Genomic DNA, 26,656 nt, shown 5'->3' with positions numbered 1-26,656 from the left:
AAGTCGGGGACAGCTCTTTAATTTTATAGGTCCGGCTATCCGTGGCGGACAAGCATTGCTCTTTTAAGGTAAAAAGCTGCGCCAGTCGCTTTGGGGACGGTAATCGTCCACCACCAGGGGCTGGCCACTTTGGTTAAAGCCGGTCAGCATACTTATGATGTCTTCATCCAACACCTGAATGGCCTGCTCAATCAAATCACTTCGGTAACCCTTGTCGCCCAGTTTCAATACCAGGTCGGCCGACACAATGCGGCCCACAACGGCACCCAGTTGTACCAGCTTGCGTTGCAAAAGGGGCAGACTCAAATCAAAGTCGAGGAACTTTTTCAGGCGATCGGCACTGCGTTGGGTCAGCACTTCGGCCTTAAGCGTATCGAAAAGACGCGTGTTGCGTGTCTTTTTCATCGTCTTTACTATGGCCTCAGCAATTTGGGCATATAAAATATCGTTGGAGCCTTCAAAAATCTGGAAGGGCCGACTGTCGGTAATGCCCCTGCCCGCAATGTGGTCGAGTTTGTAGGCCTGTGCACCCACCAACTGGGTGGCCGACTGTGCGGCATCCTGCATCAGGTCGGTCACCACACTTTTCACCGAATTGGCTTCGAGTCCACCCTCACTCAAGTCGTTCTCTATGCCCGCCACTTCGGCGCTGTTGAGACACATGGCAGAGGTAATGGTGTAATAGCTTTGCAGGCGCGACAGGCGGTGTTGTACCTGGTCGTAGCCAATCAAGGGGCGTCCTCCGATTTTGCGATCGCGGGCATGGTCGAGCGACTCGTCGAGCAGGCGGTGAATAAAGCCCATGGCCATCCCCGGGAATTGCATGCGACTGCGGTGCAGCAGGTCGAGCATCATTTTTACCCCGGTAGAGCGGGGTTGCAGGCGGTATTTTTCAGGGATGCTGACGTCAATCTTGTTGCGGCCGTAGGGAATCTGGTAAAGCCCCAGGTTCTCATAAACCTCTTCCACCTCAATTTGCTGACCCGGTTGGTTCACATTGCAAATAAAGAAGTCGATGTCGCGCTTCAGGTCGCCCGAGGGACTCTCTTCCCGTGCCGTCAACAACCAGTATTCGGCCCAGCCGGTAAGTCCCGCCCAATGCTTGGTCCCCTTCAGGTGAAAGTGTTCGTCCTTTTTTACAAAGCGGGTTTGCATATTCAGCGCATCGCTGCCAAAATCCGGTTCCGTAATCATGAGTCCCCCCATGTTCTGCTTTTCCAGAAAATCCCTAAAAACCTTTTGCTTGGCTTCTTCGCCCGCGTATTTGGCTACAGGCTGTAAAAACAGCGCCGAATTGATGCCAAAAGTCAGCGACAAGGCCAGCGATTCGTAGGATGCCGCTGCCAAAAGCGCAATGCTCTCGTCCATTTTGCAGCCCCTTCCGCCGTATTCGGCCGGAATACCGGTCGCCAGCGGTTTCAGGTTCATAATTTCGCGCATCACAAAGGGCGGCATGCCCCGTTTGATGGCCATTTGGTCGATGTTGGCCCGCACATGAAACACCTGTTTCATGCGTTGTTTCAATTGTTCCAGAAACTCGTTAAAGGGAGGGTGTTGTGTTTGTTCGTTGTTCATCTACTTAAATCAATTGGATATATGCAAACAACAGTCCTGCACCGATAAAAGTTTCACCATTCAGAGTTTTATCGTACCTTTGTGCCAAGAAACAATAAATTTTATATGGCAAGATCGCAAGAATCATTTGGTAAAAAGGAACGAGAAAAAAAGAAACAGAAGAAGAAGCTAGAGAAAGAGAAAAAGAAAGAGCACCGCGAAAAGCAGAGTCTCGACGACATGATTGCTTACGTGGATGAGCACGGCAACATTACTTCTACGCCTCCGGATCCGACTAAGAAAAAGGAGGAGGTAAAGCTCGAAGACATTGAAATCAGTGTTTCCCGTAAGGAGGACATGGACCCCGAAGATTTGATTCGCAAAGGGGTGGTGAGCTATTTCAACGAAAACAAAGGCTACGGTTTTATTCGCGACCTGGACACCCAGGAAAGCATTTTTGTGCACCTCAACGGCATGGTTGATCAGGTGCGCGAGCGCGACACCGTTACTTTTGAAACGGAAAAAGGCCCCAAAGGACTCAATGCCATTCAGGTGAAACTGTATGTAAAAGAGAAGCCCAAAGCAGTTTCGGAAGAGAAGCCCAAAGTAGCGCCCGAAGCCGAGGACAAAACGGCTCCTGAGGCCAAGTCTCCTTCCGAGCCGGAAAAACCGGCCGAGGACAAGGAGCAGGCTTCCGAGTAAAAATACTTTCCCATTAAAAGCGCCAATCCCCGTCGGGATTGGCGCTTTACACACAGGAATTGTCGGGAGGATCATACCTTATCCCGGTTTCAAAGATCTCCTTTTATCGTCCATCCTGTGTTAGCTCTGTGTTAAAGCTGGTTTAAGTTTGTGGTAATATGGCTGCGTCCTCTTTTGGATGGCTGCCGTTTTGTCGCATCTGCACCTGGCGTGGCGACAAAAAGTCATATCCACGCATCTATACCTGTCAATATGTCCTGTTTATCAGCTTGGTACAGGCTTTGCTATTTTCTCATCGGAAAACAAAAGAAGGTTTTCCGGCAAAAGAGAAAATTTTAAAGTTTAACCAAAAAAAATAGGAGGATTAAATTATGGCACTTGTAAGATTCAACAACCAGATGCCCGACATCGCCAACATTTTTGACGACTTTTTCGGTGGCGATTTTTTCAACACACCCGCTGCCATGGGGCGTAAGTCTGTGCCCGCAGTAAATGTACGCGAGAGCAAAGACGAGTACGAAATTGAAGTTGCTGCACCCGGTCTTAAAAAAGACGATTTTAAAGTGGAAGTGCACAACAACGTTCTGACCATCGCTTGCGAGCAGGAAGAGAAGAAGGAGGAAAAGGAGCAGGGTTACACCCGTCGTGAATTCTGCTATACCGGTTTCCGACGTTCCTTCGCCATTCCGCGCAACGAGGTAGATGAGTCCAAAATCGATGCCAGCTACCAGGATGGTATCTTGAAAATTACCCTGCACAAGCGCGACGAGGTGAAACCAAAACCCGCACGTATGATTGAAATTAAGTAAGCCGCAGGGGCTGAATTAAAAAGGGGCATGCGCCCCTTTTTTTGTGCTCGTATTAAAACAACCTTCGGCTTTTGCGTTGGTATTTGCCCTGTTGCTGGATGAGGGGGTTGGAGACGTCGGAGCAGGGCACGGCGGGTCGGCGACCGCCCAGGCGGAGATTGGCGCGCTGGTTGAATTCGTAGATGAGAGAGATTTCGTGGGCTCCGGCGCTCTGGGAGGCCAGTCCGCTCAGGGTCAGGTCGTAGCTGTAGCCAATGCGGAAGGGGCCGTACATGTAGCTCATCAACAGAATGAGGGCGTCGTGGTTGATGCGTTGCTCTACTTTTGAGAAGAGGGGGAGGCCACGGTACCAGATGCCGAGTTCCAGGGGGTGATTGAGCCAGTACACGCCGGCGTCGAGTTGCTGGTATTCGTTCTGGTTCTGGTAGCGAAAGCTGGTGGCAAAAGCCCTTTCCATGCCGCCTCTGCGACGGCGCTCGGTCCATATATGGGCCCCGCCAAAAAGCACCCACTTGCGATCGAGTCTCAGGTCCTCGCCCAAAAAGGAATGTTCCGGCTGAGCCAGGTGATCGATGGTGAGTCCCGCCCAAAAATAGGGACTGTAAACCAGGGCCGAGGCAGCAAAATCTACAAATTGGGTTTTTTGGTTTTGCAGGCGGTCCCACGACCCGGAGGCCCCGGAACCAATTTGCTCGTCGCCAAATATCAGTTTGCTGAAGTCGAGGGCGCGACTGCCGTAGGCAAACTGAAGGCCGGGGACCACCTGCCACTCGTCGTTGATGCGCAGGTTGTAAGAGTATTGCAGGGCGGCGTGGGTAAAGGTGAGGGCAGCAGTGCCGGCGCGGTCCTGAATCAATTGCAGGCCCAGTCCGCTGTTAAAGGCCGGGAAAAAATTGTCGAAGCTGACGGCCATGGTTGAGAAGGCGGTGCTGATGCCGGGCCATTGGTTGCGGTAGGTCATGGCCAGGCGCGCCCCGTCGGTGGCTCCGGCCAGGGAGGGACTCAGGTACAGGGGGGCGGCATAAAACTGTGAAAAGTGCAGGTCCTGTGCCTGAACCTGCAGCAGTGTGCTGAGACTCAGACAAAGACCCAGGGTCGTTTTCCATTTTTTCCATCGGCTCATATCAACGCGCTTTCTTCTGTTACTTATCTGATCAGGGTGACGTCGCCTGCACGGGTGTTCATGCGGCCATCGGCGGTTTTGTACTGTACCCGCCAGATGTAGACGCCCTGGGGGGCCAGTCGCTTGTTGTGGTAACCGTCCCAGCCTATCTCTACATCCTTGCTTTCAAAAACCAACTCGCCCCAACGAGTGTAAATCTGCAAGAGGTATTCGCTTACGCCCTTTTGGGTGGAGGGGTAGAATACGGTGTTGCGTGGATCGCCAAACTCATAGCGGCCGCCGGAGGGACCGGAGGGATCCGGAGTAAAGGCATTGGGGAAGGCCAGTTCGCCCCCCACTTCCACCTTCAGCACTTCATTCATCTGGTAGCGGTCCTCACAACCCTCGGCACTGATCGCGGTCAGACCAATGGTGTAGAGGCCGGGTTGGGTGTAGGTGTGACTGGGGGCAAAATCGCGGTAGGTGCTGCCGTCGCCCATGTCCCACAGGTAGTCGCTGGCATTTTCGGAGCGGTTGATGAAGACGGGTCGCTCACCGGGCAGGTAGATGATTTTGGGCACCACGTCGAACAGGGCGGTGGGGTTTTGGTAAACGTGAACCTGCACTTCGCTGGATTGGGAAGTGCCGCCGGGACCGGTGGCGGTGAGTTGTACCTGGTAGGTGCCGGGTGCTTGGTAGGTGTGGGTGGGCGTGGTTTCGTGCGACATGCGGCCGTCGCCAAATTCCCACAAGTAGCTGTCTGCCCCCTGGGTGTTGTTGCTGAAGTTCACCGTGAGTGGCGGGCAGCCTTCGGCGTTTTGTCCGTAGTCAATAAGCGGCGGACTGGGGGGTGGACAGTTTTCTACCTGAATGTTAATGCGGGCGGTGGCGCTGCAGTTGAATACAGAGCTGCCGGTGACTGTGACTTCAAAAGTCTGCGTGCCTTCGCCGTCCCAGGTAAAGAGGTGACTGTTTAAAGCGCTGCCTTCTTCGCTGCTGCCGTCGCCAAAATCCCACATATAGGTGGCGGCTCCGGGCAGGGCTTCAAAGCTCACTTCCAGAGGGGAACAGCCACTTAAGGGAAGGGCGCTGAGTCCCGCCTGATAACCGGGATACACGGTAAGGGGCAGGGTGGTCTGGTCGCTGCAGCCAAAGTCGTTTTCGGTGGTGAGTTGTACCTGGTGGACCGCCACAAAGGAGGCGGTATTGATGAAGGTGTGGGTGGGTGCCGCCTCAGAAACGGCCGCAGAGCCATCGTCGAAGTCCCACCGATAAGTGGTGGCGCCCAGGGAGTTGTTGCTGAAAGTGACCTCCAGGGGGGAGCAGCCGTCGATGGGGGTCGCGCTTGCCCGGGCCAGGGGACGCGGAGCTATATTCAGCGGAAAGCTGAAGCTGTCGTTGCAGCCGTATTGGTTTTCGGCGTGCAGCACTATGGTGTGGCTCAGCAGGTCGTTGCTTAGATTTTCGTAAGTGAACTCCGGATTGGCTTCGGTGGAACTGGCCCCACCGCCCAATTCCCAACGGTAGGTTGCTGCGTTTTGCGACTGGTTGTTGAAGTTTACGGTGTAGGGGGCGCAACTTTGCGGGGGCAGGGGATCGACCAGAGCACGGGCCTGGGGGCGGAAGGTCAGGATCACCTCTGCGCTGCCTTCGCAGCCGGGACCGGCACTTTCGGTCCATTTAAAGGTATAGGCTCCGGGCTCGGCCACCTCCACTTCGGTCAGTGGGGAGTTGCTGTCGTCCAGACTCGCCAGGGCGGGACCGTCAACAACCAGCCACTGTCCCCCGGTCCTGTCGGGATAGGCTTCGAGGGTGGCTTGCAGGCCACATATTTCTTCGGGGTCCATAATGCCGGGGTTGGGGAGACTGCCAAAGGTGATATCCACCTCGTCGCTTGCCCGACAGCCATCGAGGTCCACCGACCAGCTGAAAATGTAGCTGCCCAAATTGGTGACCTGCACCTGGGTAGTGGGGGTGGTACTGCTGCCGAAGGTGGCGGGGGCGGGACCGCTGACTTGCTGCCAGAGGCCATTGATGGGTGGGACGGAGTTGGCCGTGAGGGTATGGGTGTTTGTACACAGTAGGGCATCGTCTCCGGCGCTGACTGTCGGCTGGGGTTTTACCACTACGGTGACTTCTGCTTCGTCGCTGCAGCTCATGTTGTCGGTCACCCGGTAACGGAGATTAAAGGTTCCGGTCTCCGAGGTGTCGAATTCGGGTTGCTCCACATCGGTGGCCGAGAGCTTGTCGCTGTGGGTGCCGCTCCATTCGTGCAAGATGTAGTTGCGGGAGCCGCCGTCCACTATGGGTTGGAGGGTGAGGGGACTGCCCTGGCAGACTTCGAGGGTGGGTGGAATGAAGGTGATGTCAACGGGTTCTACCGCAATGTTGATGTCGAGCTTACGGCGACAACCCTCGTTGTCTTCCACGCTGAAGCGCAGGTCGTAGCTGCCTACTGTGGTGGTTTCGAAGATGGGGTTGGTGACTGATGTGCTGCTGAGGGGACCGGTGTCGCCGCTCCAGCTGTAGCTGTAGGGCGTGGCTCCGCCGCTGATGTTGACTTCGAGTTGTTTGTTGAGGCCGGGGCACAGGTAGATGGGACTGCCGTCGGTCAGACTCAGAGAGGGGGTTTCCAGTACTTCGATGTTGGTGGTGCCGGTGGCGCTGCAGCCGTTGGCATCGGTTACGGCATAGCTGATGAGGTGGGTGCCGGGACCGGCGGTTCCAGGGTGAAACAGTCCGGTAAATTCGTCGATGATGCCACTGCCGCTCCACATGCCGCCCGGGGTAGCGGCATCCAAAAATTGGGCGGTGATGTTGTCGCAGAAGGGGCCCACGGCAGTGATGCTGCCGTCGGGAAGGGCCACAATCAGCGCCATGGCGGTGGTCTCCACGGGCGGGAAATCGCCGTTGATTACATCGGAGGGTGGACCCGGGATGGTGGGGTCGTCGTAGGGGTTGCACTGATTCCAGTTGCGCAGAGTGACTTCAAAGTAATCGCCCAAGGCATAGTAGTCGGGGATGTAAATTTCCATGCTTTCGTTCATGGGCGGTACGGGTCCTTCTACCGGCTGGGGCGTTTTTTCTACGGGAGTGCGGAAGGGGAAGCTGCGGTTGCTGCCGTCCACGGTAGCATCGAGTATGGTGGTGCCGCCGGTACCGTACACCCACTGTATCCAGCGACTGTTGGTGTTTTTACGGTCTTCTTCAATGGGGGGCACGCAGTTCCACTGACTGGCGTCGGTGAAGGTCACGGTGCCGTCGTTGCCCAGACAAATGGGGAAGACTTCCGGGGTGATGGACATTACCCCGCCGTTTTCGTCGTCGGTATCCCAAACGGTGACTTGTTGGGTTTGGATGGAGCTGGTGCACATTTCGCCATCGACCACCAGCATGGTGCGGGTTTCGTAGTTGCACTGGTCGCCCCCCTTGGGATAGGTGTGGGTACCGGTATATTCCCAACGGTCGAGCGCGGCATTAAAAGTGGGATTTACGAGCTCTGGCGGCGTGCCGTCGTCCCAGTCGATATAAAACTGCACATTGGGACCGGTATAGGTCAGTCCCCCATAGGTGATTTCCCAACTGGCTGCGACCGGGGCGCAGGGCTTGTCCTGCACCATATCGTTGCCCTTGGAGAAGTATTCGCAGTTTTGTGCGCTCAGTTGTACCGCCCAAAAAGCGACTGTTAAAACGATCCATGCCTTTTTCATAGCTCATTGCTTTGTGTGCAAAGGTCGACCAGCTTGTTACAGTGGGGTGTGCTGCGGTTTAGTTTTGAGCGGGGTGCAGTGCGCGCCGGGGTAGGCGGAGTATCCGAAAGGATTAGGAGACTTTAAGTTCCTTTATTTTTTGGAGGATGTCAATGCCTGCTTTTGTTTTATTGAAAAGAGGTGCTGAGGGTGCGGCGGTAGAGCAGGGTGAGCAGAAGGCTGCGTCCGCCCATGAACAGCAGCATGGAGAGCCACAGGGCGTGGTTGCCGAGAAGGGGAGTAAGCAGGTAAAAAGGTAGGAAAAAAAGCAGCAGGGCAGCGAGCACTACAGAGTTGCGCATGGCCTTTGAGCCGGTTATGCCGATGTAAATGCCGTCCCAAATGAAGGAGCCAAAACTGATCAGCGGAATAAGTATCACCCACAGGAGGTAGGGGCGACCGGCTTGCCAGACTTCGGCCTGGTTGGTGAAAATTTTCAGGAGGCCTTCTCCGGCCAGTGCATAAAGGGCGGTGAAGACGAAGGCGAAACCCAGTCCCCACTTTAAAAGCAGGCGCGTGGTGTGTTGCAGTTTTTGGCGCTGTCGGGCGCCAAAATATTTGCCTACCAGAGCTTCTCCGGCGTAGGCAAAGCCATCCAGAAAATAGGAAAACAGCATGAGGTATTGCAGAAGGGCACTGTTGATGGCCAGCGTCAGATCGCCCAGTCCCGCCGAGCGCGAGGTGAAAAAAGTAAAGACGATGATGATGAAGAGGGTCCGTACAAAAATGTCGCCGCTGACGTCGGCAAAGTGGCGCATTTTGCTTAAAAGTGGCGCGCTTTGAAGGGTGAAGTGGGGCAGAATCCAGCGGTACTTTCTGAGAAATAGTACGGTGGCCAGCACCAGGCCGCTGTATTGTCCGCAGACCGAGCCCAGGGCCACGCCCCGTATTTGCATATCGAGGTACTCCACAAAAATAAAGCTGCAGAGGATGTTCACTACGTTGACTGTGATGGCAATGGCCATGGGGTAGAGGGCGTTTTGCATCCCCAAAAACCAGCCGTAAATCACCATGAGGAGGATGGCGGCCGGTGCGGCCCAAATGCGGACAAAGAAGTATTCCCGGGCCAGGGTCTTGACTTCGGCACTGCCCTCGAGCAACCAAAAACTGAATTGTGCCAGGGGACCCTGCAACAAAACCAACAAGAGGGAGCCGATCAGTGCCACCAACAAACCCCGCTCCAGCACCAGCGCCATTTCGCTGCGGTCGTTGCGCCCGTAGGTCTGGGCCGCTACGCCACTGATGCTCATGCGCAAAAAGGCGAAGCCCCAGTACACAAAGTTGAAAATGACTCCGCCCAAGGCCACGGCGCCCATAAAGTGCACCGAGCTTTGGTGCCCCATCAGGTACATATCTACCATGCCCAGCATGGGCACAGTGAGGTTGGTCAGGATGTTGGGTACGGCAAGTCGGAGGATGGTTTTGTTCACTTTTTTGGGTGCAAAAGTAATCAAATTTCCGGAGGAGACTTGAACCTTTTGCTTCCTGAGCTGTTTGTTATTTAGAAAAGGTCGCAATAAGGATCTTTCTTTGTACCTTGTTAAAGTTGAACTTAAAAAATAAGAGAAATGGCTTTTGAATTACCTAAACTGGATTATGCGTACAACGCATTAGAACCCAATGTTGATGCAGCAACCATGGAAATCCACCATACCAAACACCACGCTGCTTATACCAATAATTTGAATGCGGCTTTGGAAGGCTCAGCCGATGCCTCCAAGTCCATAGAAGCGCTGATGGCCGATGTGTCTAAGCGCAGTGTTGCAGTACGCAACAATGGTGGTGGTTTTTACAACCACTCTTTGTTTTGGAAAGTAATAGGACCCAATGGCAGCGGCAAGCCTTCCGGAGATTTGCTTCAGGCGATAGAGAAAAATTTTGGTTCATTCGATGCCTTTAAGGAGGAGTTTTCGAAGGCTGCTGCTACCCGTTTTGGTTCAGGCTGGGCCTGGCTGGTAAAGACGGCCGATGGCAAGTTGGTGGTAAGTTCTACCCCCAATCAGGACAATCCTCTGATGGATGTGGCCGATGTAAAAGGCACACCCATTTTGGGTCTTGATGTTTGGGAGCATGCTTATTATTTGAAGTATCAGAACCGTCGTCCCGATTACATTCAGGCTTTCTGGAACGTAGTAAACTGGGATGAGGTGGCTGCCCGCTTCAAAGCCTAAGTCTTTAAAATATGGTTTTATGTGGAAGAAAAGGTGTTCTCGATGAGGGGGCACCTTTTTTTGGGTCTTTTCGGCTGTTCCGTTCAAAGTAAAGCGCCCGAAAGATGTTTTTGCCTTATATTTGTTTTTTCTTTTGGCTTTTAAAGCACAGTATTTATGGAATTTTCTTTGAATAAGGGCAACGGCTATGCCAAAATAGAGTCGTACGACGATGAAACCACCAGCCAATTGGCTAAGGTGTATGAGCGCTCCCTGCGGCTGCTGGGAGAGGATCCGACCCGGGAAGGGCTGGAGAAAACACCCATGCGGGTGGCTAAAGCGATGCAGTTTTTAACGCAGGGCTACAATATGAAGCCTGAGGAGATCATTCGCTCGGCGATGTTTCGTGAGGACTACCAGCAGATGGTGGTGGTCAAGGATATAGAGCTTTATTCGATGTGCGAACACCACATCTTGCCTTTTTTTGGCAAGGCCCATGTGGCATACATTCCCCGACACCACATTACCGGTCTCAGTAAAATTGCCCGTGTGGTAGAGGCCTTTGCGCGGCGCTTGCAGGTGCAGGAGCGGCTCACTACGCAGATCAAGGACTGTATTCAAGATACGCTGAATCCCCTGGGGGTAGCGGTGGTTATTGAGGCCCAGCACATGTGTATGCAAATGCGCGGGGTGCAAAAGCAGCATTCGGTGACCACCACTTCGGATTTTACCGGGGCGTTTTTAAAGAATATTGCAACGCGCGAGGAGTTCTTCAACATTATTGGGTCGCGCCTGCATTAAATCGGCCTTTTACCTAGTACTTTACCAATTAATTTTTCCAGTATGAAAAGATTTTTTGTGATTGCCATTTTGCTGAGTGCTGTGGCCTTGATGCAGGCCCAGGGGAAATTTCAGATGGGCGTAAAAACCGGCTTCAACTCTACCAGCTTCAATACCGAGGCGGGTTACGATTTTGAAAGCGCCAGAGACGATTTTAAAACGGGCTACCTGGTGGGTGCATGGACGCGCATTCACCTGCTGGGCGATTTGTCGCTGCAGCCTGAGCTCTATTACTCTAAGAAGAAAAGCGAGACCGATTTTGATCCTGAGGGCAGTGAGTCGCTTTCTTATTCGAGTTGGGATGTGCCCCTTTTGGTGCACCTGGACGCCATTGATCTGAAATTGGTGAAGATTTATGGGGTGGGCGGACCGGTGGCTTCTTTTCGTTCGAAGGAAGAGGTGAAGCTGGCTGGTGCGGCCTTTACCGACTACGATGGCGACAGTTTTAAAAGCACCAACTGGAATTTCCAGTTGGGTGCCGGTGTTCAGATTGCTCGTTTGAGTCTGGATGCCCGCTACGAGTGGGGACTCAACGACATTTCGCGCAGCAACGAGATGGAGCGGAAAACCAAATCGCTTATTGTTTCCCTGGGTTTCCGTTTGTTTTAGTGGGACAGGGCGCTTTGCCTGCATAATACATCACCGCTTTTCCTTCTCGCCCGTCGAGGTTTAGGATGAGCGGTGATTTTGTTTGTACGTGACGGATGTGCTCCGTTTCGTACTGGCTGTCCAAACCATTGAGCCACTCAATATCTAGTCGCCCGTTGTTGAGGTGGTTGTTGGTATAGATGTAGGCCACCCGCAGTGAGGTGAGGTTCTGGAAAAAGTGGGTGCCCTGACTCGGCTCCACGTTGTAGTTTTCCAGACCCATTTCCACAATGGCTCGTGCGCCGCAAATCTGTCCCCATTTTACGGGTACACCCAGCCAGGGGTCCTGGGAGCCCCAGCGACCGGGGCCAATGAGCAGGTAGGGCCGGTTTTCCTTTTGCAGGCGGTCGTTGATGGCTTCTATTTCGCGGGCAATATCGGTGTTTTTGCCCGGCTTATAGCCTTCGGGTTTGATGTACACTACATCTTTAATCTCCGAAATGGTGCCGTTGCCCAGGGCGTGTTCGCTGAACAGGAAGGCGTCTTTTGAGTCCTCTACCTTGACTGAGGGACCCAAGGAGGTGCGGCTGTCCACTATGGGGCGGATTTGAAGCAGGTAAAAGACCGAGGGGGAACCCTCGGGCGTTTGCAGGTCCACGGCAAACTCGATCTCCACCGGTTGGTTCATTTCTTTCTGACCAATTTTCATGACCTCCTTCATGATCGCGGCAAGCGGAAAGGCTTCGTATTTTAGGATGTTGGCAAAGGTCACCAGGGGATAGCCTTCGGCCATGGTCCCGTCGCGCACCACATGGTTCTGCATGTCCAAAATGGAGCCGATCCAGCGCAGAGAGCCGTCGTCCAGCGCCGTGCGTAAGTCGAGTTTCTGAATGTTGATGCCGTCGTCCACCGAAGGCACAAAGCGGTCGGCATTCAAATCAAGGGCATAGAAGGTTTTCTGGGTCTCTTTAATGGTCATTTCGGGCGACGACAATTGAATGACTTTTTGAGGATACTCGGGCGAAAAGCGCAGACACATGCCCCCTTCCACAATGTATTTGCCCAGACCCAGGGCCACGTTCACCACCCCTTCTTCGGAACGCTCCGGAGGGATGGGGTAGAAGTTGACCGAACGTCCCACGCCCGAAAAGGTAGGGTAGAAACGGTCGTCGTGGGTTTGTCCCACAATTTCCTGCAGAACAATGCCCATGCGCTCTTCGTCGATGAGGTTGAGGGTGCTGGTCATGTAGGCCTTGCTGGCCTTGTAATACACCGAGGCGTAAACGCATTTGATGGCATCGGCCATCTGGGCGGCCATACGTTCGCAGTTGTCGGTGTGGGCCACCATGTAGGTCGAGTAAATGCCTGCAAAAGGCTGGTGGTGACTGTCCTCCAGCATACTCGAAGAGCGAATGGCCACCGGTCGGCGTATCACCCGGGCCAGTTTTAGCAGTTTTTCTTCCACCTCTGGCGGCAGCGACGCGGCTACAAACTGCTCCAGAATGTCTTGATCGGTGGCGTCCGAAAGGCCCAGGGGATAGAGGTTGTTCATATCCATGAAGGACTCGAAAATATCGACCCCTAATACCACGGTGCGTGGAATGGTAATGATGACATCCTCAAAGCTTTTGAAAACCGGATATTTTTTAATTAAGGTGCTCAGGAAGGCCAGGCCCCTGGCCTTGCCGCCAATGGAGCTCTCCCCAATGCGGGAAAAATTCACATACTCATCGTAGCGCTCTGTGTCGAAGGTTGCAATGATGCCCCTTCCTTTATACATGCGAAAGTGGGCAATGATGTGAAAGAGTTCGTGCTTCGTTTTCTCTATTTCGGCATCTTCACTCACCTTGAGTTCCTTTACCACGGTGGCAATGCTGAACAAAGCACGGGCCGTCAACCATTTAGATACGTGATCGCGCTTAAAGTGATAGAGCAGGGAGGCATTGGGTATGGCCAGCAGCTTGTCCTGCAGTTCCTGCAAATCGCTTACCCGCGCCACCTCCTCGTTGGTTTCGGGGTCAATAAAAATAAAATCCCCAAAGGCCAGGTAGTTGTTCAAAAATTCGCGCAATTCCTGCAGCAGTAATTTGGAGTGCTTATAGATGAAGCCCACCCGAATGTCCTTGGCGATGCCGTGAAAGTTTTGGTCGCTCGATTGCAGCAGGAAGGGCATGTAGGGATTGTCCTTCTTGACCCGGCGTGCGAGGCGCACGCCGGCCTGATAGTCCTTTTCGCCCTTGCGGTTAAAGCTGACATCCGAGATGATGCCCAGGATGTTCTTTTGGTATTTGCGGTAAATGCCCAGGGCCTCCTCGTAGGTACGTGCCAAAAGGATTTTCGGTCGGCCGCGCATGCGCATCATTTGCTGGTGCTCGTTGAGGCCTTCGGTCATGAATTTGCGCGACTGCTTAAACAGTATTTTATAAATCAGCGGCAGATAGCTCGAATAGAAGCGCACCGAGTCCTCCACCAGCAAAATGGCCTGTACCCCGATTTCATTTACATCGAAAGGGGCATTCATTTCGTCCTCAATCAGCTTGATGATGGCCAGCAGCAGGTCGGTGTTGCCCAACCAGCAAAACACGTAATCCACCGCACTGGTATCTTCCTGACTCAGTTTCATCGATACTTCACGCGAGAAGGGGGTGAGCACCACAATGGGAACCATTGGATTGCTGTCCTTAATTTTCTTGGAGAGACTAAAAGGGTCCATGCCCCCCACACTCAGCATGGTAATGACCAGGTCAATTTGGTGTTCCTCCATCGCCTTAAAGGCTGCCTCGGCCGAGCTGACCTGGATGAATTGAGGTGGATGACGCAGGTTCAACGAAACGTACTCGTTAAAAATCTGTTCGTCGATGCGCCCGTCCTCTTCCAGCATAAAGGCATCGTAGGAGCTGCAAATCAGCAAAACCTTATGGATGCGCTTCTGCATCAGCTGATCAAAAGCGGTTTCTTCAAAATGGTTCTGCGCGTTGTGGTATATCTGTTCCAGCGTCATGTTTCTCATAGTCCTTTTGGTTGGTGCAAGCGGTGGTGACCGCTGCAGTTTCTGTAAAAATACAATTTTATCTCTTTCTCGGGGACACAAAGCCTCAGCGTTTGAGGAAATGTTCTCTCCGCTTCAGTGGCCCCTCTGTTCTTTTGAGGCATAAAAAGCGTTAAAACGATTCGACTGAAAGAATCAAATCGTATTTTTGTCGAAACAATGAATGAACAGTCATTCATTTATCTCTGTTATGGCCAAACTCATCGACGAAAGTAAACTGCATCGGATAAAGGAAGCAGTCGTGGAACTCACTGTTCAGGAGGGCTATGGAGGCGCCTCCATAGCCGCCATAGCCCGGAAAGCCAATGTGGCGACAGGCTATCTTTACCGTTTTTATGCCGGCAAATATGAGCTGGTTAGTGATTTGCTCGATGAAACGATACGTGGCATCACTGGGCAAATTGAAGAAACCTTGACGCACTGCAGCAGCATTCGGGAGGTGATTGAGCCATTGGTGCAGTATTTTTTCGATTTGGCAGCTGCAGATCCCCATCGAGTACGCTTTGTGTATTCCCTGATCAACGATTATCGTTTCTCCATACAGCCGCAACAGCTGCAGCACATTCAAAGTCTTTGCTCCCGCGTGGCCATGCTGGGCCGGCTGCGTGGCGAGGTTGAAGAGGGTTTTCGCGAGGAAGAGATTTATCTGATGGCCGTTATTTACCCCATCGAATTCATCAACATTCGTTTTAAGCAACTCTTTGTGCAGGAGCCGCTTAAGATGAGCGACCGGCTAAGAGTTGTTGAGCTGATTATGGCGAGTCTCCGTGGTAGCGCAAGTAGTAAGGTTAGTAACGCAAGTATATAGGCTTATGAAATATTTTAAACTTAGTGTGAGAAGCAAATGGATGGGGATGGGGCTTGTCCTTGTGTCCACGATGAGCGGTTTAGCTGCGCAAAAGCAGGCGTCTTTGAGTTTTGAGGAGGCGCTGCAAACCGCACTGCAGAACAATGAGTCGGTACAGCAGGCCGTGCTGCAAAAGCGCCGTGCGGAGACCGAGTGGAAGGCGGTCCGGACCTTGCGCCTGCCCCAGGTCTCTTTGTCCGCCAACTTTGTGGTGTTGTCCGACGACATTACCATTGACATGCATGGCGTAAAGGACGCCATAACCCCCTTGTACAGTGCGTTGTCGCAATATGGACAGTTCAGCGGCGTGCCCAATCCCGACCCCAACACGGCGGCGCAGCTGCCCGTGTTGCCCGACGCCGTTTCGACCCAGGCGGTGCGACAGCAGTTGGCCGAAGGCTTATTGGCCGTAGAAAATGCAGAGTGGGACAAACTCATTCAGAAGTCCCCCTTTGGCACCCTGAGCGCAGGGGCCACCTGGCCCCTTTTTACTGGGGGGCGGATTTCGGCAGCCAACGAGGCCGCCCGTATTCGCATCAACGAAGCCGCTGAAGTGGAAAGGCATATAACGGGGCGACTGATGTCCGAAGTGGCGGAGCGTTATTTTGGTCTTGCCCTCGCCAGAGAAGCAGAGCTGGTACGTGGCGAAGTCCTTGAGGCCATGGCGGCGCATTTGAACGATGCGACTCAGATGTATGAGGAGGGCCTGCTGGCCCGGGCCGAGTGGTTGCATGCCCAGGTGATGCATGCCCAGGCCGATCGGGAGTATAAAAAAGCCAGTCGCCAACGCCGTCTGCTCAACGAAGCATTGGCCAACAGTCTCGCCGACACCGCCGCGGTGGACTACCTGCCGCTTACCCAGCTGTTTTACAGTCCCACCCTCGAGCCCCTAAGCTTTTTCAAGCAACGGGCAGTCGAAGCCAACCCCCAGTTGCGCCAGGTCGAGGCCAAGCAAAACCTTGCAGCCCAAGCCTCCCGGGTCGAGCGCTCGGGCCTTCTGCCCACTGTAGCCGCTTTTGGTAATTACAACCTGGCTTCCTACGACTTGTCGCCCAATATGTCCGATTACATGGTGGGACTTACTTTCAGTTGGAAACTGTTTGGCGGCACATCGGCGCGTCACAAATACCGCTCGGCCCGCTTGCAGGAAGAGCAAGTCTTAAGTGCATTTAGCAAAGCTTCCCGCGACGTGGAGCTGGGTCTGGAAAAAATGTATCAGGAATTACAGATGGCGCTTGAGCAATTGCAGGAACTTGCTGCTGCCGAAGAATTTGCCGCAGAGTACCAAAGGGTGCGGCGCGAAGCCTTTAGCGAGGGCCTTGCTACCAGCACCGAAGTCACCGAGGCCTCCCTGGCCGTATCTAAAGTCCGCATAGAACGACTCCAGGCCATGTACCAGTACGACCTGGCCCTGGCCCGCTTACTCGAGCTGGCCGGAATGCCCGAATATTTTACCCATTACATAACACAGCAATAAACAAATACTGAACCCATGAAGCAGAACCGTAACATCATAGCAGGCGCCCTGATCAGCGCCCTCTTGATTTTTCTTCTTTATACCACCTGGTTGTTGGCCAAACCCGTTCCCCTCGAGGTACAGGGACAGGTGGAAGCCCCTCAGGTGAAAGTCTCCCTCAAGCTGACCGGTCGCATTGACTCCCTTGCGGTGTACCGGGGACAAAGTGTAAGGCAGGGCGACTTTTTATTCTCCGTTGAGAGTCCCGAAGTAGAGGCACGCCTTGGTCAGGCCCAGGCCGCCCGTATGGCCGCCGAAGCCCAGCACCTAAAAGCCTTAAGCGGAGCCCAAAAAGAGGATGTGCAGGCCGCTTACAATACTTATCTGAAGGCTGAAGCCGCCCTCGAATTTGCCGAAAAAAGCAACGAGCGCATTCAAAATTTGTACGAGCGTGGCGTGGTGCCTGCACAGCGCAGGGATGAAATGGAAATGCAATTGACCATTGCCCGGGAAACCGCTGGAGCCGCCCGGGCCATTTGGGAGAAGGCAAAGGGAGGTGCGCGGTCGGAGGACAAAGAGGCGGCTGCGGCGATGGTTCGTAAGGCAGACGCAGTGATTGCCGAAGTAAGCGCCTTCCTGCACGAAACACGCGCTTATGCACCCATTAATGGCGAGGTCGCCAACATTCTCTCAGAAAGGGGAGAGCTGACCCCGGCAGGATTCCCGGTAGTTACGCTGGTGGATTTGAGTCAGGTCTGGGTGGTTTTTAATCTCAGAGAAGATATGCTGGCCGGTTTGCGTAAGGGCGATCGTTTTGAAGCTCGTTTCCCTGCCCTGGGTGGGCAGACAGCAGAATTGGAGGTGAGTTACATCGCTGCCCTTGGTGATTTTGCTACCTGGAACGCCACCAAAACCACCGGCGATTTTGACCGAAAGAGTTTTGAAGTGCATGCCCGACCGGTGGCCCCCATTGAAGGTCTGCGACCCGGCATGAGCGCCTTGGTCAACTGGGACGAAAAATAGAGGAGATGACAGCTAACAAGGAACAAGGCGGTGCGCATCGTCCGCTATTACGTGTGTTGTACAGGGAACTGGACAGGATAGGCCGTCACCGTGTCTACTGGTTCCTCAGCATCCTGGGACCCCTTCTGGCCTTTTTGCTGGTGATGAATATTTTTGCGGCCGGGGTGCCTTCCAATTTGCCGGTAGCTGTGGTCAACCAGGATCAGACCGCCCTGTCGCGGCAGTTGGTGCGTATGCTTGATGCCAGCCGCATTGCCCAAACAGAAAGTAAGTGGAGCGATTTGCACCAGGCCCGGGAAGCCCTGCTTCGGGGCGAAGTTGCCGCCATTTTGTACCTGCCAAAGGGCTTTGAGCAAGCAGTATTGAAGGGAGAGGGAAGCACCCTCGACCTGATGGTCAATAATACCAATGTGCTGAAAGGCGGCCTGTTGCAAAGCGGCATTCACCGGGTGGTCAGTACGCTGTCTACCGGCATTAAACTGCAGGTGGCCACCAAAAAGGGCCTGGCGCCTGAGCTGGCTTATGGTCAGGTTTATGCGGTGGGACTGGATGCGCATGTGCTGTTTAATCCCTATACCAATTACGCCTGGTTTTTGGTGACTGCCCTTCTGCCTTTACTGGTGGTCGTCTTCACCCTTCTCGGGGCCATCTACGCCATTGGTATGGAAATTCGGGAAGGCACAGGCAGGGAATGGCTGTCGGCAGCAGGCGACAGCATGCTGGTGGCCTTAACAGGAAAACTTCTGCCGCATTTTCTTTTGATGTTGATTAATGTGGCGGTCATGCACTTTATTTTGGCCCGCCACCTTGGTTTTCCCTTGCGGGGATATTGGGGGGCCATTATGCTGGCTCAGGTCCTGCTGCTCCTGGCCTATCAAATGGTAGGTGTGCTTTTGGTGGCCCTTACCGCCAATGCCCGCTTATCCCTATCCCTGGGCAGTGCCTACGCCATGCTGGCCTTTACCTATTCGGGTCTTACCTTTCCGGTGATGGGCATGCCTTTGGCGGCCCGGGTACTTGCAGCTCTTTTTCCTTACTACCATTGGATGAAGGTGTTTATTGGTCAGGCCCTCCGTGCGGAGCCCTTGCGAACCACCGTGCTGCCCCTTTCCGGTCTGTTGGTTTTTGTGGGACTGGGCCTGTTGTGTATGCCCCGCCTCAAACGCGTACTGCTGAGCGAGCGCTTTCGGCACCGTTGCTGAAGGTCTCCTTCCAATATTTAAAACTTGCAAGCATGCAATTGATACGATCCCTTAGTGTGGGTTTACAGCTTACCAGCCGTTTTTATCGCGAAGAGTTGTTGGCCATAGTAAAAGACACCGGCGCTTTACTGATTTTGTTTTTGGCGCTGATTATTTATCCCTTGATTTACGGCCTGGCTTATAAGAAGGAGGTCCTACAAGACGTGCCTGTTGCCCTGGTCGATCTCGACGGCACGGCTACCAGTCGACAAGTCGCCCGCATGGTCGATGCCACCGAGGAATTGCAGCTGAGTCGACAGGTCCCCTCGCTGAAAGATGCAGAAGCCCTTTTTTATTCGGGCGAGGTAAATGCCGTGTTGGTGCTCCCTGAAGATTTTGAGCGGGATGTTATGGCCGGCAGACATACCAAGGTGGGCATCTACAGCGATGCCTCGTATTTCTTGCTCTACAAGCAAAGTATGATGGGCGCACTGCAGGCAGTAGGCACCTTCTCAGGCGGGGTGGAGGTCCGGCGGCTGCTGGCTTCCGGTCTCCCCATGGAACAGGCACTCAGGCAACGCGACCCGGTGGCCTTGCGCACCAGCCTTTTGTTTAATCCCTCCGGCGGCTACAACAGCTTTGTGGTACCCGGCTTGTTGCTGGTCATCATTCAGCAAACGCTCCTGATAGGCATTGGTTTGCTGGGCGGTACCGACAGGGAACGCGGTCGCTTCCGTTTTGCCGTACCGGGCGCTTTGCACAAAGGCGGCATTGTTCCGGTGGTGGTGGGTAAGGCGGGCGCTTATTTAAGCATTTACCTGTTTAATCTCGTGATTACGCAGGTATGGGTCTATCATTGGTTTTCGCTGCCCGATAAAACCAGCTGGCTGCCCGCCCTGGCCTTGATGCTGCCCTTTTTACTGGCCGTTATTTTTTTGGGCATGGCCCTTTCAACTTTCTTTGCCCGCCGCGAACACTCCATTTTGTTTGTGGTGTTTTTATCGCCCCTGGTCTTGTTTCTAACCGGACTCTCCTGGCCGGCCTCGGCCATCCCTTCGTGGTTGCAGACCCTGGCCCATGTTTTTCCCTCTACCACCATGGTGCCTGCCTGGCTCAGGGTACGTACCATGGGTGCCGGTATGGAGCACATCGGTCCCGCCCTCAGCTTTTTATTGCTTCAGGCCCTGCTTTACTTTTTATTGACCCTGCTGGCTTACTATCGGGTGGCACGGCGTCAGACCAGGCAGTCTTAAGGTGAAGAACGATACATCGATATGGGGGGAATAATAAAGGGTCTGCCGATATCGGCAGACCCTTTATTATTTATAAGAACAGTTTTATGCTCTAGTTTCTGGTGAAATTATCACCCTGTATGGCAGAATAACTGATTTTCAAAGCTTGAGCTTCTCTCAAGGATTGCTTAATATCGGTTATAATGCCCATCGGACAGTCGTAGTCGGCCTTAATGGAGACCGTCATCAACTGGCGCTCATTCTCTTTCATCGATTCACGCTCTTGAACGATGTAACTCTGAATATCGTCCACTGAGGCAAACTGATCGTTGAGCTGAAGCCGGGGCTCCGTACCAAAACGTCCCTGAAACTGGCGATTGGGCACCCCTACATAGATGTAGGTAACCAGTGACTTCTTCTCCAGTTTGGTCAGTTCGGTGGCCTCCGCGTTGCGTACCTGTACTTTTAAGTCCACTTCCTTCATGGTAGTACTCACCATAAAGAAGAACAAAAGCATAAATACAATATCTGGAAGCGAAGAGGTGTTAATAGCACCCGGTCCTGAAGGTTTCTTTTTTCTGAATTTTGCCATTATCTTCCTCCTCCTACGTTACGTGGTTCAGCTTCGGAAATTTTTTGCGGATAAACCTCACGAACGGCTTTTTGCTCATCGGTACTGAGTTCGCTGTAGCTTTTGTTGAATTGGCTTTTGGCCAGCTGCTCTCTCAATTCACTGTAAGCTCTTTGCAATTCGTTCTGAACCGCCAGGTAAGTCTGGTATTGTGTCCCCCTGTCGTTCTGGAGTGAAATAACTGCTTTGGGCGTGGTGGTGATGGGCCCGATCAATTCAACTTCAATGGTTGTCTTTTCAGGCATAGTCTCCAAATTCATCGGATTTTCGATGAATTCCTTAGCAGCATCTTTCAGTTCCTTCAAGTCCATGGGCTTACCCTCAACCAGCAACTGGTTGTTGGCGTTGATCAACACCTCAAACACGTTCCGCTCCCTAATTGGTGGCGGCGGATCCTCATTTGGTGGAATGGGCGGCGGAAGGGTACGACCCAGTCCCGCATCCGTACTCATGGTGGTGGTCATCAGGAAGAAAATCAGGAGCAGAAAGGCAATATCTGCCAATGATCCTGCATTTACTTCCGGTGTTTCTCTTCTAGCCATAGGTTACTAATGTTTTATCTAGTGGAATTGCGTAAAGCAATCCAAAAGTGTTAACGGAAAATCCTGGACAGCTCGGTGTACAAAATGGCCAGAAATGCTGCGCCAAACAGAAAGTACATCGAATACAGGAAGGTATCCGCCATCAACAGCATGGAAGGCACGTTATCGGGCCCTTCATAACCGGCCAATACCAGTGGCGTGGCGTCGGCCAAGCTGTAGGCAATGAATACCACTACTGCCAGAAACAGAATCGACAAGACGGAACGAACCGCATTTTTCGGGTGCATCACCAGGTTGGCGATTTCTGCCAGGAGGGTAACTGCCGCTGTACCAATTACCAATGCTATTCCCCAGTTCAAAAAGGTCTCGGTGTAGTTGGGGGTCAGGTAAGTGGCTCCCTCAACAATGCCTCCGAAATAGAACAAACCGGCGAAAACAAGGGTCACTGCCAGCAGCAGATACAACACAATGTTTAATATTTTTGATAGTTTGGTCATGATTCAGTCTTATTTTTTAGCGTTGTATTTTACCAGAATATCCAGCAAAGAGATGGAAGCATCTTCCATAGAGTTTACAATGCCATCGATTTTTGATACGATGTAGTTGTAGAACACCTGCAGGATAATGGCAACGATCAAACCGGATACGGTTGTAATCAAGGCGACCTTAATACCGCCGGCTACTGCAGAAGCAGAAATGTCACCCATAGCCTGAATTTGGTCAAAAGCTTCGATCATACCAATTACGGTACCCATAAAACCCAACATAGGCGCAATGGCAATGAAAAGAGAGATCCAGGTAAGTCCTTTTTCCAAAAGACCCATTTGAACCGAACCGTAAGAAACTACAGACTTTTCGATAACCTCGATGCCTTCGTCGTAACGGTCCAGACCCTGGTAGAAAATAGAAGCAACAGGTCCGCGAGTATTACGGCAAACTTCCTTGGCAGCTTCAACGCCACCTTCCTGAAGGGCATCCTCGATGTTCTTGAGCAATTTTTTGGTGTTGGTAGAAGCCAGGTTCAGGTAAATGATCCTTTCGATACAAAGGGCCAGACCAAAAATCAGCGACAATAACACAAAGCTCATAAATATGGCACCACCTTCGATGAATTTGGCCTTAATTTGCTTGTGGATACCTTTTTCTTCTTCTGCCAGGGCTGCTTCGTCCACCTGGCTTTCAGGCTCAACCACATCCTCTACAACAGCTGCATCCTCCTGGGTGGTTACCTCCTCAGTGGCTGCGGCTTGCTCTTCCTGAGCATAAATGGTCGATGCCGCTGAAAAACTAAGCATCCCAAAAACTGCTAAAAACGCAAATAGCTTTTTCATAATCTGTTCTTAATTTGAAATTTGTATTGGTTTGTTAATACTCAATGATTGAATGGTTTGTTCTTGAATTTGCTAAAAACAATAAAGACAAAAATAAATCTATCATTTGCTAAAAACAAATATTTTAGATTACATTTTTTTACGCTTCCCCTGTTTAAAAACACGACCATTGGCGGCTTTAACACTCAAAAGTACTGTGTTTTTCTTTGGCTTAAGCAGGCGCAAAATACAAAAAATATAAGAACGGCAAATCTTTAGTGACTTATTTCACCTTTCAATGATTTGCCCATATTTTCCTTGATTTCGAGGGGGTTGCTGCTGTTGGCCAAAAGGTACATGGCCTTGGTTACTGCGGCCTCTGTAGTCATATCGTGCCCGCTGATAACGCCCAGATTGGAAAGGCGGAGGCCCGTTTCGTAGCGCCACATCTCTACACTGCCCGCCAAACACTGTGTAACATTAACAATTATTAACCCTCTCTTGGTGGCTCCTTCCAGCGCATCGAGGAACCATTTGTGGGTAGGTGCGTTGCCCGAACCGTAGGTTTCGAGCACCACGGCCTTGATGCCCTCGGCTTGCAGTAAGGCATTCAGCACCCAGGGCGTCATGCCAGGGAAGATTTTAATCAGCGCAATGGCCGTATCCATTTTACGACTCACATGAAAATGCCCCTCATCGGTGCCGTAGCGTATGTAAGGGTAGTTGTATTTGATGTGGATGCCCACTTCCGCCAGGGCCGGGTAATTGTCCGACCGGAAAGGATGAAAATGTTCCGCATTGTATTTGGTGGTACGGTTCCCCCTGAAAAGTTTGTCCTGAAAATAGATGCAGACCTCCGGCACCAGAGCTTGTCCGTTTTTTTGGGCCGAGGCAATCTGCAAGGCCGTAAGCAGGTTTTCCTTGCCGTCGGTCCGTATGGCCCCCATGGGCAGCTGGCTGCCCGTGAGAATGACTGGTTTGTTGAGGTTGTGCATTAAAAAGCTCAGGGCGCTGGCTGTGTAGGCCATGGTGTCGGTGCCGTGCAGAATGACAAAACCTTCGTAGTTGTGGTAGTTGTCCTCGATAAGCACCGCCAGCTTAATCCAAATGGCCGGGTCCATCATCGAAGAGTCCACCGGGGGCGCAAAGGACAAGTACTCCACCTTAAATTCGAATTTTTTCAGTTCGGGCACCCACAGGTACATCTTATCAAACTCAAAAGGTTTGAGCGAATTGGTATCCGGGTCCTTGACCATGCCAATGGTCCCCCCGGTATATATGATCAGTAACTTCTTTTCCACCTTTTATCTTAATAATGAAATCCTGTTTTTACAGACTAAACAGCTTTTGCGCATTGGCGGTAGTGCTGTTCGTAATGTCCTGTGCCTCCCGTCCGAAAATCTCTGCCAGCTTATCGCGCACCTGCACCAGATAGGCCGGCTCGTTCCGCTTGCCCCGGTAGGGCACCGGCGGCAAATAGGGCGCATCCGTCTCCAGCAAGAGGCGTTCAAAACCCACCTCGGCCAGCACTTCCGGCAAATGCGACTTCTTGTAAGTCACCACCCCGTTGATGCCCAGGTAAAAGCCCGGCAGCTGCAAGATGTGTCGTGCATCTTCCACACTGCCCGTAAAACTGTGAAAAACCCCGGTAAGTCGCGGATCGTAGAGCTTCTCAAAAACCTTGAAAATCTCCGGAAAAGCTTCCCGCACATGCAAGACCACCGGCAGTCCCAGCTCCGCCGCCCAGCGCAGTTGCAGTCCCAGGGCCTCCTCCTGCTCCTTCTGAAAACTTTTGTCCCAGTACAAATCCATGCCAATTTCACCGATGGCCAAAAAGGCTCTCCGCCCCAGCCAGTCCTCCACCACGTCCAATTCCTCCCGGTAGTTCTTCTTAACTGAGGTAGGATGGAGGCCCATCATGGCGTGACAAATATCCGGCCATTGCGCTTCTGTCTGCAACATGGGTCCTATACTCTCTCTGTCGATATTGGGCATAAGTATTTTCGAAAGGCCCGCGTTGCGGGCCCTTTCGATCATCTCAGTTCTGTCCTCGTCAAACTGTTCTGCATAAATATGCGCGTGACTGTCAATCATCTCCTGTTCTTCGTCCTAATTCGTGTAATCTTAATTCGTGTCAATTAGCTGCGCTGATCTTCGATTCGTGCAATTCGTGGACCCCATCATACAACCCCCTGTGCCATCATCGCCTCAGCCACCTTAACAAAGCCACCAATGTTGGCCCCCTTAATGTAGTTTATCTTGCCCGAGGGTTCTTTGCCGTAGCGCGCACAAGTCTGGTGAATGTTGGTCATGATTTGCTGCAGTTTGGCGTCAATCTCTTCCCGCGTCCAATCGATGCGCATGTTGTTCTGACTCATTTCGAGTCCCGATACCGCCACCCCACCGGCATTTACCGCCTTGCCCGGCGCGAAGGTGATTTCAGCCGCAGCCAGGGTGGCCGCTTCGGCGGTGCAGCCCATGTTCGAAGCCTCGGCAATTAACTTACAGCCCTTATCTATCAACATGCGGGCATCGTTTTCGTTCAGTTCATTCTGAATGGCACAGGGAATAGCGATGTCCACTGCCTGCTCCCAGGGCTTCTTGCCCGGGAAAAATTGTGCTCCGAATTTCTCGGCGTAGGGCGCCACCACATCCATATTGGAAGCACGCAGCTCCAGCATGTAGTTGATTTTTGCGCCCGAAATACCTTCCGCATCATAAATATAGCCATCCGGTCCCGAAATCGTCACCACCTTGGCGCCCAGTTCCGTAGCCTTCAAGGCGGCCCCCCAGGCCACATTGCCAAAGCCCGACAGCGCAATGGTTTTTCCCTTCAAGTCGTCCTGCTTCAGCGCCAGCATCTCGCGCACAAAATAGATGGCGCCAAAGCCTGTGGCTTCCGGGCGTACCTGACTGCCCCCATACTCGCGTCCTTTGCCGGTGAAGACTCCGGTAAACTCGTTGCGCAGTTTTTTGTACATCCCAAACATATAACCTATTTCGCGACCGCCCACGCCAATGTCGCCGGCCGGCACGTCGGTGTTGGGACCTATATGGCGGAACAGTTCGGCCATAAAGGCCTGGCAAAAGCGCATGATTTCCATGTCCGACTTGCCCCGTGGATTGAAGTCCGACCCGCCCTTGCCGCCCCCCATGGGCAGGGAGGTCAGACTGTTTTTAAAAGTCTGTTCAAAACCCAGGAACTTCAGTCCGCTCAGATTCACACTCGAGTGAAAGCGAATGCCCCCCTTATAGGGCCCAATGGCCGAGTTGAACTCCACCCGGTAACCCCGGTTCACCTTCACATCGCCCCGGTCGTCCACCCAAGGCACCCGAAACATTACCACCCGCTCGGGTTCCACCATGCGCTCCAGCAGACTGGCTTTCTGCCAGGCCGGATTTTGCTGGTAAAAGTCCCAAATGCTCTCGACCACTTCCTGTACTGCCTGTAAAAACTCGTCTTCACCCGGGTTGTGCTGTCGCACCCCGTCCATAAAGGCCTTCATCTTACTGTCCATATCGCGCTGGTTTAAAATTCATAGTCAAATATAAAAATTATTTCTCCGCCCCTGATAAATTGTTAGCTTTTTTTGGCGACTAGCCCTCATGCATAATTCGCTGTTTGTCAGGATTTTGTGTTATTATCCGGTCTCCGGGCTAGGATTTTTCACCTTTTTTTTGCCTTTGCTGCTTATAATTTGTAATTTCTGAAAGCGTGTTTTTCGCTTTGAAAAGGTGTTTTTGTGTTTTGATTAAAGAAACAAATTTCCTGATAAATACAACTCAGGGATTGACGGGTGTTTGCTTGTTTCGGATCAGTAGTTTTAACGTTTTCTTGTGTTTTTATGCGGTTTTCACTAACTTTTTTTGATAGCTTTGCGTACAAATGTC

The 26,656-nt window shown here is 52.5% G+C and carries 22 protein-coding genes; 10 read left to right on the top strand and 12 right to left on the bottom strand.

All coding sequences use genetic code 11. The features are described 5' to 3' along the window. Positions 1 to 63 precede the first annotated feature (63 nt). A complete protein-coding gene (locus B4W65_RS01630; protein WP_088653352.1) occupies positions 64 to 1,575 on the bottom strand; it encodes an acyl-CoA dehydrogenase family protein in 1,512 nt (503 codons plus the stop codon). Positions 1,576 to 1,680: 105 nt separating this feature from the next. On the opposite strand from B4W65_RS01630, the gene B4W65_RS01625 reads away from it, so the two are divergent. Then, positions 1,681 to 2,256: a cold-shock protein gene (locus B4W65_RS01625; protein ID WP_088653351.1), complete on the top strand. Its 576-nt coding sequence runs from the start codon at positions 1,681 to 1,683 to the stop codon at positions 2,254 to 2,256. 371 nt (positions 2,257 to 2,627) lie between these two features. Then, positions 2,628 to 3,065 carry an Hsp20/alpha crystallin family protein gene (locus tag B4W65_RS01620; RefSeq protein WP_088653350.1) on the top strand — a complete coding sequence of 146 codons (438 nt, stop codon included), beginning with the start codon at positions 2,628 to 2,630 and terminating at the stop codon, positions 3,063 to 3,065. A 52-nt stretch (positions 3,066 to 3,117) separates the two neighbouring features. Here the strand turns inward: B4W65_RS01620 and B4W65_RS01615 are convergent, their stop codons facing one another. From B4W65_RS01615 to B4W65_RS01605, 3 genes are all read right to left on the bottom strand, one after another. Beyond that, positions 3,118 to 4,188: a PorP/SprF family type IX secretion system membrane protein gene (locus B4W65_RS01615; protein WP_088653349.1), complete on the bottom strand. Its 1,071-nt coding sequence runs from the start codon at positions 4,186 to 4,188 to the stop codon at positions 3,118 to 3,120. A 23-nt stretch (positions 4,189 to 4,211) separates the two neighbouring features. After that, positions 4,212 to 7,877: a PKD domain-containing protein gene (locus B4W65_RS01610; protein ID WP_088653348.1), complete on the bottom strand. Its 3,666-nt coding sequence runs from the start codon at positions 7,875 to 7,877 to the stop codon at positions 4,212 to 4,214. Between the two features lie 167 nt (positions 7,878 to 8,044). Then, positions 8,045 to 9,346 carry an MATE family efflux transporter gene (locus B4W65_RS01605; RefSeq protein WP_088653524.1) on the bottom strand — a complete coding sequence of 434 codons (1,302 nt, stop codon included), beginning with the start codon at positions 9,344 to 9,346 and terminating at the stop codon, positions 8,045 to 8,047. Positions 9,347 to 9,484: 138 nt separating this feature from the next. Between B4W65_RS01605 and B4W65_RS01600 the strand changes: the two genes are divergently transcribed. The 3 genes from B4W65_RS01600 (at position 9,485) to B4W65_RS01590 (ending at position 11,515) form a co-directional block, all read left to right on the top strand. Beyond that, complete coding sequence (locus B4W65_RS01600; RefSeq protein WP_088653347.1) at positions 9,485 to 10,087, top strand: superoxide dismutase; 603 nt, start codon at positions 9,485 to 9,487, stop codon at positions 10,085 to 10,087. Between the two features lie 156 nt (positions 10,088 to 10,243). Next, positions 10,244 to 10,867, top strand: a complete 624-nt coding sequence (gene folE, locus B4W65_RS01595; protein ID WP_088653346.1) for a GTP cyclohydrolase I FolE — start codon at positions 10,244 to 10,246, stop codon at positions 10,865 to 10,867. A gap of 42 nt (positions 10,868 to 10,909) precedes the next feature. Then, entirely contained in the window at positions 10,910 to 11,515 is a 606-nt protein-coding gene (locus B4W65_RS01590; protein WP_088653345.1) for a porin family protein, read from the top strand. Here the strand turns inward: B4W65_RS01590 and B4W65_RS01585 are convergent. Then, a complete protein-coding gene (locus B4W65_RS01585; RefSeq protein ID WP_240509445.1) occupies positions 11,484 to 14,504 on the bottom strand; it encodes a PEP/pyruvate-binding domain-containing protein in 3,021 nt (1,006 codons plus the stop codon). The two genes, B4W65_RS01590 and B4W65_RS01585, sit on opposite strands and share 32 nt — an antisense overlap. 202 nt (positions 14,505 to 14,706) lie before the next feature. Between B4W65_RS01585 and B4W65_RS01580 the strand changes: the two genes are divergently transcribed. The 5 genes from B4W65_RS01580 to B4W65_RS01560 are packed head-to-tail and all read left to right on the top strand — an operon-like array spanning position 14,707 to position 20,303. Beyond that, entirely contained in the window at positions 14,707 to 15,351 is a 645-nt protein-coding gene (locus B4W65_RS01580; RefSeq protein ID WP_088653344.1) for a TetR/AcrR family transcriptional regulator, read from the top strand. 4 nt (positions 15,352 to 15,355) lie between these two features. Next, positions 15,356 to 16,867, top strand: a complete 1,512-nt coding sequence (locus tag B4W65_RS01575) for a TolC family protein (RefSeq protein WP_088653343.1) — start codon at positions 15,356 to 15,358, stop codon at positions 16,865 to 16,867. A gap of 15 nt (positions 16,868 to 16,882) precedes the next feature. Further along, positions 16,883 to 17,869, top strand: coding sequence for an HlyD family secretion protein (locus tag B4W65_RS01570; RefSeq protein ID WP_088653342.1), 987 nt, complete (start codon positions 16,883 to 16,885; stop codon positions 17,867 to 17,869). Positions 17,870 to 17,874: 5 nt separating this feature from the next. Beyond that, positions 17,875 to 19,071, top strand: a complete 1,197-nt coding sequence (locus B4W65_RS01565) for an ABC transporter permease (protein ID WP_088653341.1) — start codon at positions 17,875 to 17,877, stop codon at positions 19,069 to 19,071. Between the two features lie 32 nt (positions 19,072 to 19,103). Next, a complete protein-coding gene (locus B4W65_RS01560) occupies positions 19,104 to 20,303 on the top strand; it encodes an ABC transporter permease (protein WP_088653340.1) in 1,200 nt (399 codons plus the stop codon). A 91-nt stretch (positions 20,304 to 20,394) separates the two neighbouring features. On the opposite strand, the gene B4W65_RS01555 is transcribed toward B4W65_RS01560, so the two are convergent. The 7 genes from B4W65_RS01555 to gdhA all read right to left on the bottom strand — a co-directional run bounded on the left by B4W65_RS01555 (position 20,395) and on the right by gdhA (position 26,283). Continuing rightward, positions 20,395 to 20,874 carry an ExbD/TolR family protein gene (locus tag B4W65_RS01555; protein WP_088653339.1) on the bottom strand — a complete coding sequence of 160 codons (480 nt, stop codon included), beginning with the start codon at positions 20,872 to 20,874 and terminating at the stop codon, positions 20,395 to 20,397. Beyond that, entirely contained in the window at positions 20,874 to 21,455 is a 582-nt protein-coding gene (locus B4W65_RS01550) for an ExbD/TolR family protein (RefSeq protein WP_088653338.1), read from the bottom strand. Before B4W65_RS01550 ends, B4W65_RS01555 begins: the two co-directional genes overlap by 1 nt. A gap of 50 nt (positions 21,456 to 21,505) precedes the next feature. Beyond that, positions 21,506 to 21,952: a hypothetical protein gene (locus B4W65_RS01545; RefSeq protein WP_088653337.1), complete on the bottom strand. Its 447-nt coding sequence runs from the start codon at positions 21,950 to 21,952 to the stop codon at positions 21,506 to 21,508. Positions 21,953 to 21,961: 9 nt separating this feature from the next. Then, positions 21,962 to 22,786 carry a MotA/TolQ/ExbB proton channel family protein gene (locus B4W65_RS01540; protein ID WP_088653336.1) on the bottom strand — a complete coding sequence of 275 codons (825 nt, stop codon included), beginning with the start codon at positions 22,784 to 22,786 and terminating at the stop codon, positions 21,962 to 21,964. A gap of 254 nt (positions 22,787 to 23,040) precedes the next feature. Beyond that, on the bottom strand, positions 23,041 to 24,066 hold the full coding sequence (locus B4W65_RS01535; RefSeq protein WP_088653335.1) for an asparaginase: 1,026 nt from the start codon (positions 24,064 to 24,066) through the stop codon (positions 23,041 to 23,043). Between the two features lie 28 nt (positions 24,067 to 24,094). After that, complete coding sequence (locus B4W65_RS01530) at positions 24,095 to 24,859, bottom strand: TatD family hydrolase (RefSeq protein WP_088653334.1); 765 nt, start codon at positions 24,857 to 24,859, stop codon at positions 24,095 to 24,097. Between the two features lie 86 nt (positions 24,860 to 24,945). Continuing rightward, positions 24,946 to 26,283 carry an NADP-specific glutamate dehydrogenase gene (gdhA, locus tag B4W65_RS01525; protein WP_088653333.1) on the bottom strand — a complete coding sequence of 446 codons (1,338 nt, stop codon included), beginning with the start codon at positions 26,281 to 26,283 and terminating at the stop codon, positions 24,946 to 24,948. Positions 26,284 to 26,656 lie beyond the last annotated feature (373 nt).

Source organism: Geofilum rhodophaeum (genome assembly GCF_002210225.1).
GTDB classification, from domain to species: Bacteria; Bacteroidota; Bacteroidia; order Bacteroidales; family Marinilabiliaceae; genus Geofilum; species Geofilum rhodophaeum.
The sequence above is the reverse complement of the archived record's forward strand: the minus strand, read 5'-3'. Positions and strand labels throughout refer to the sequence as shown.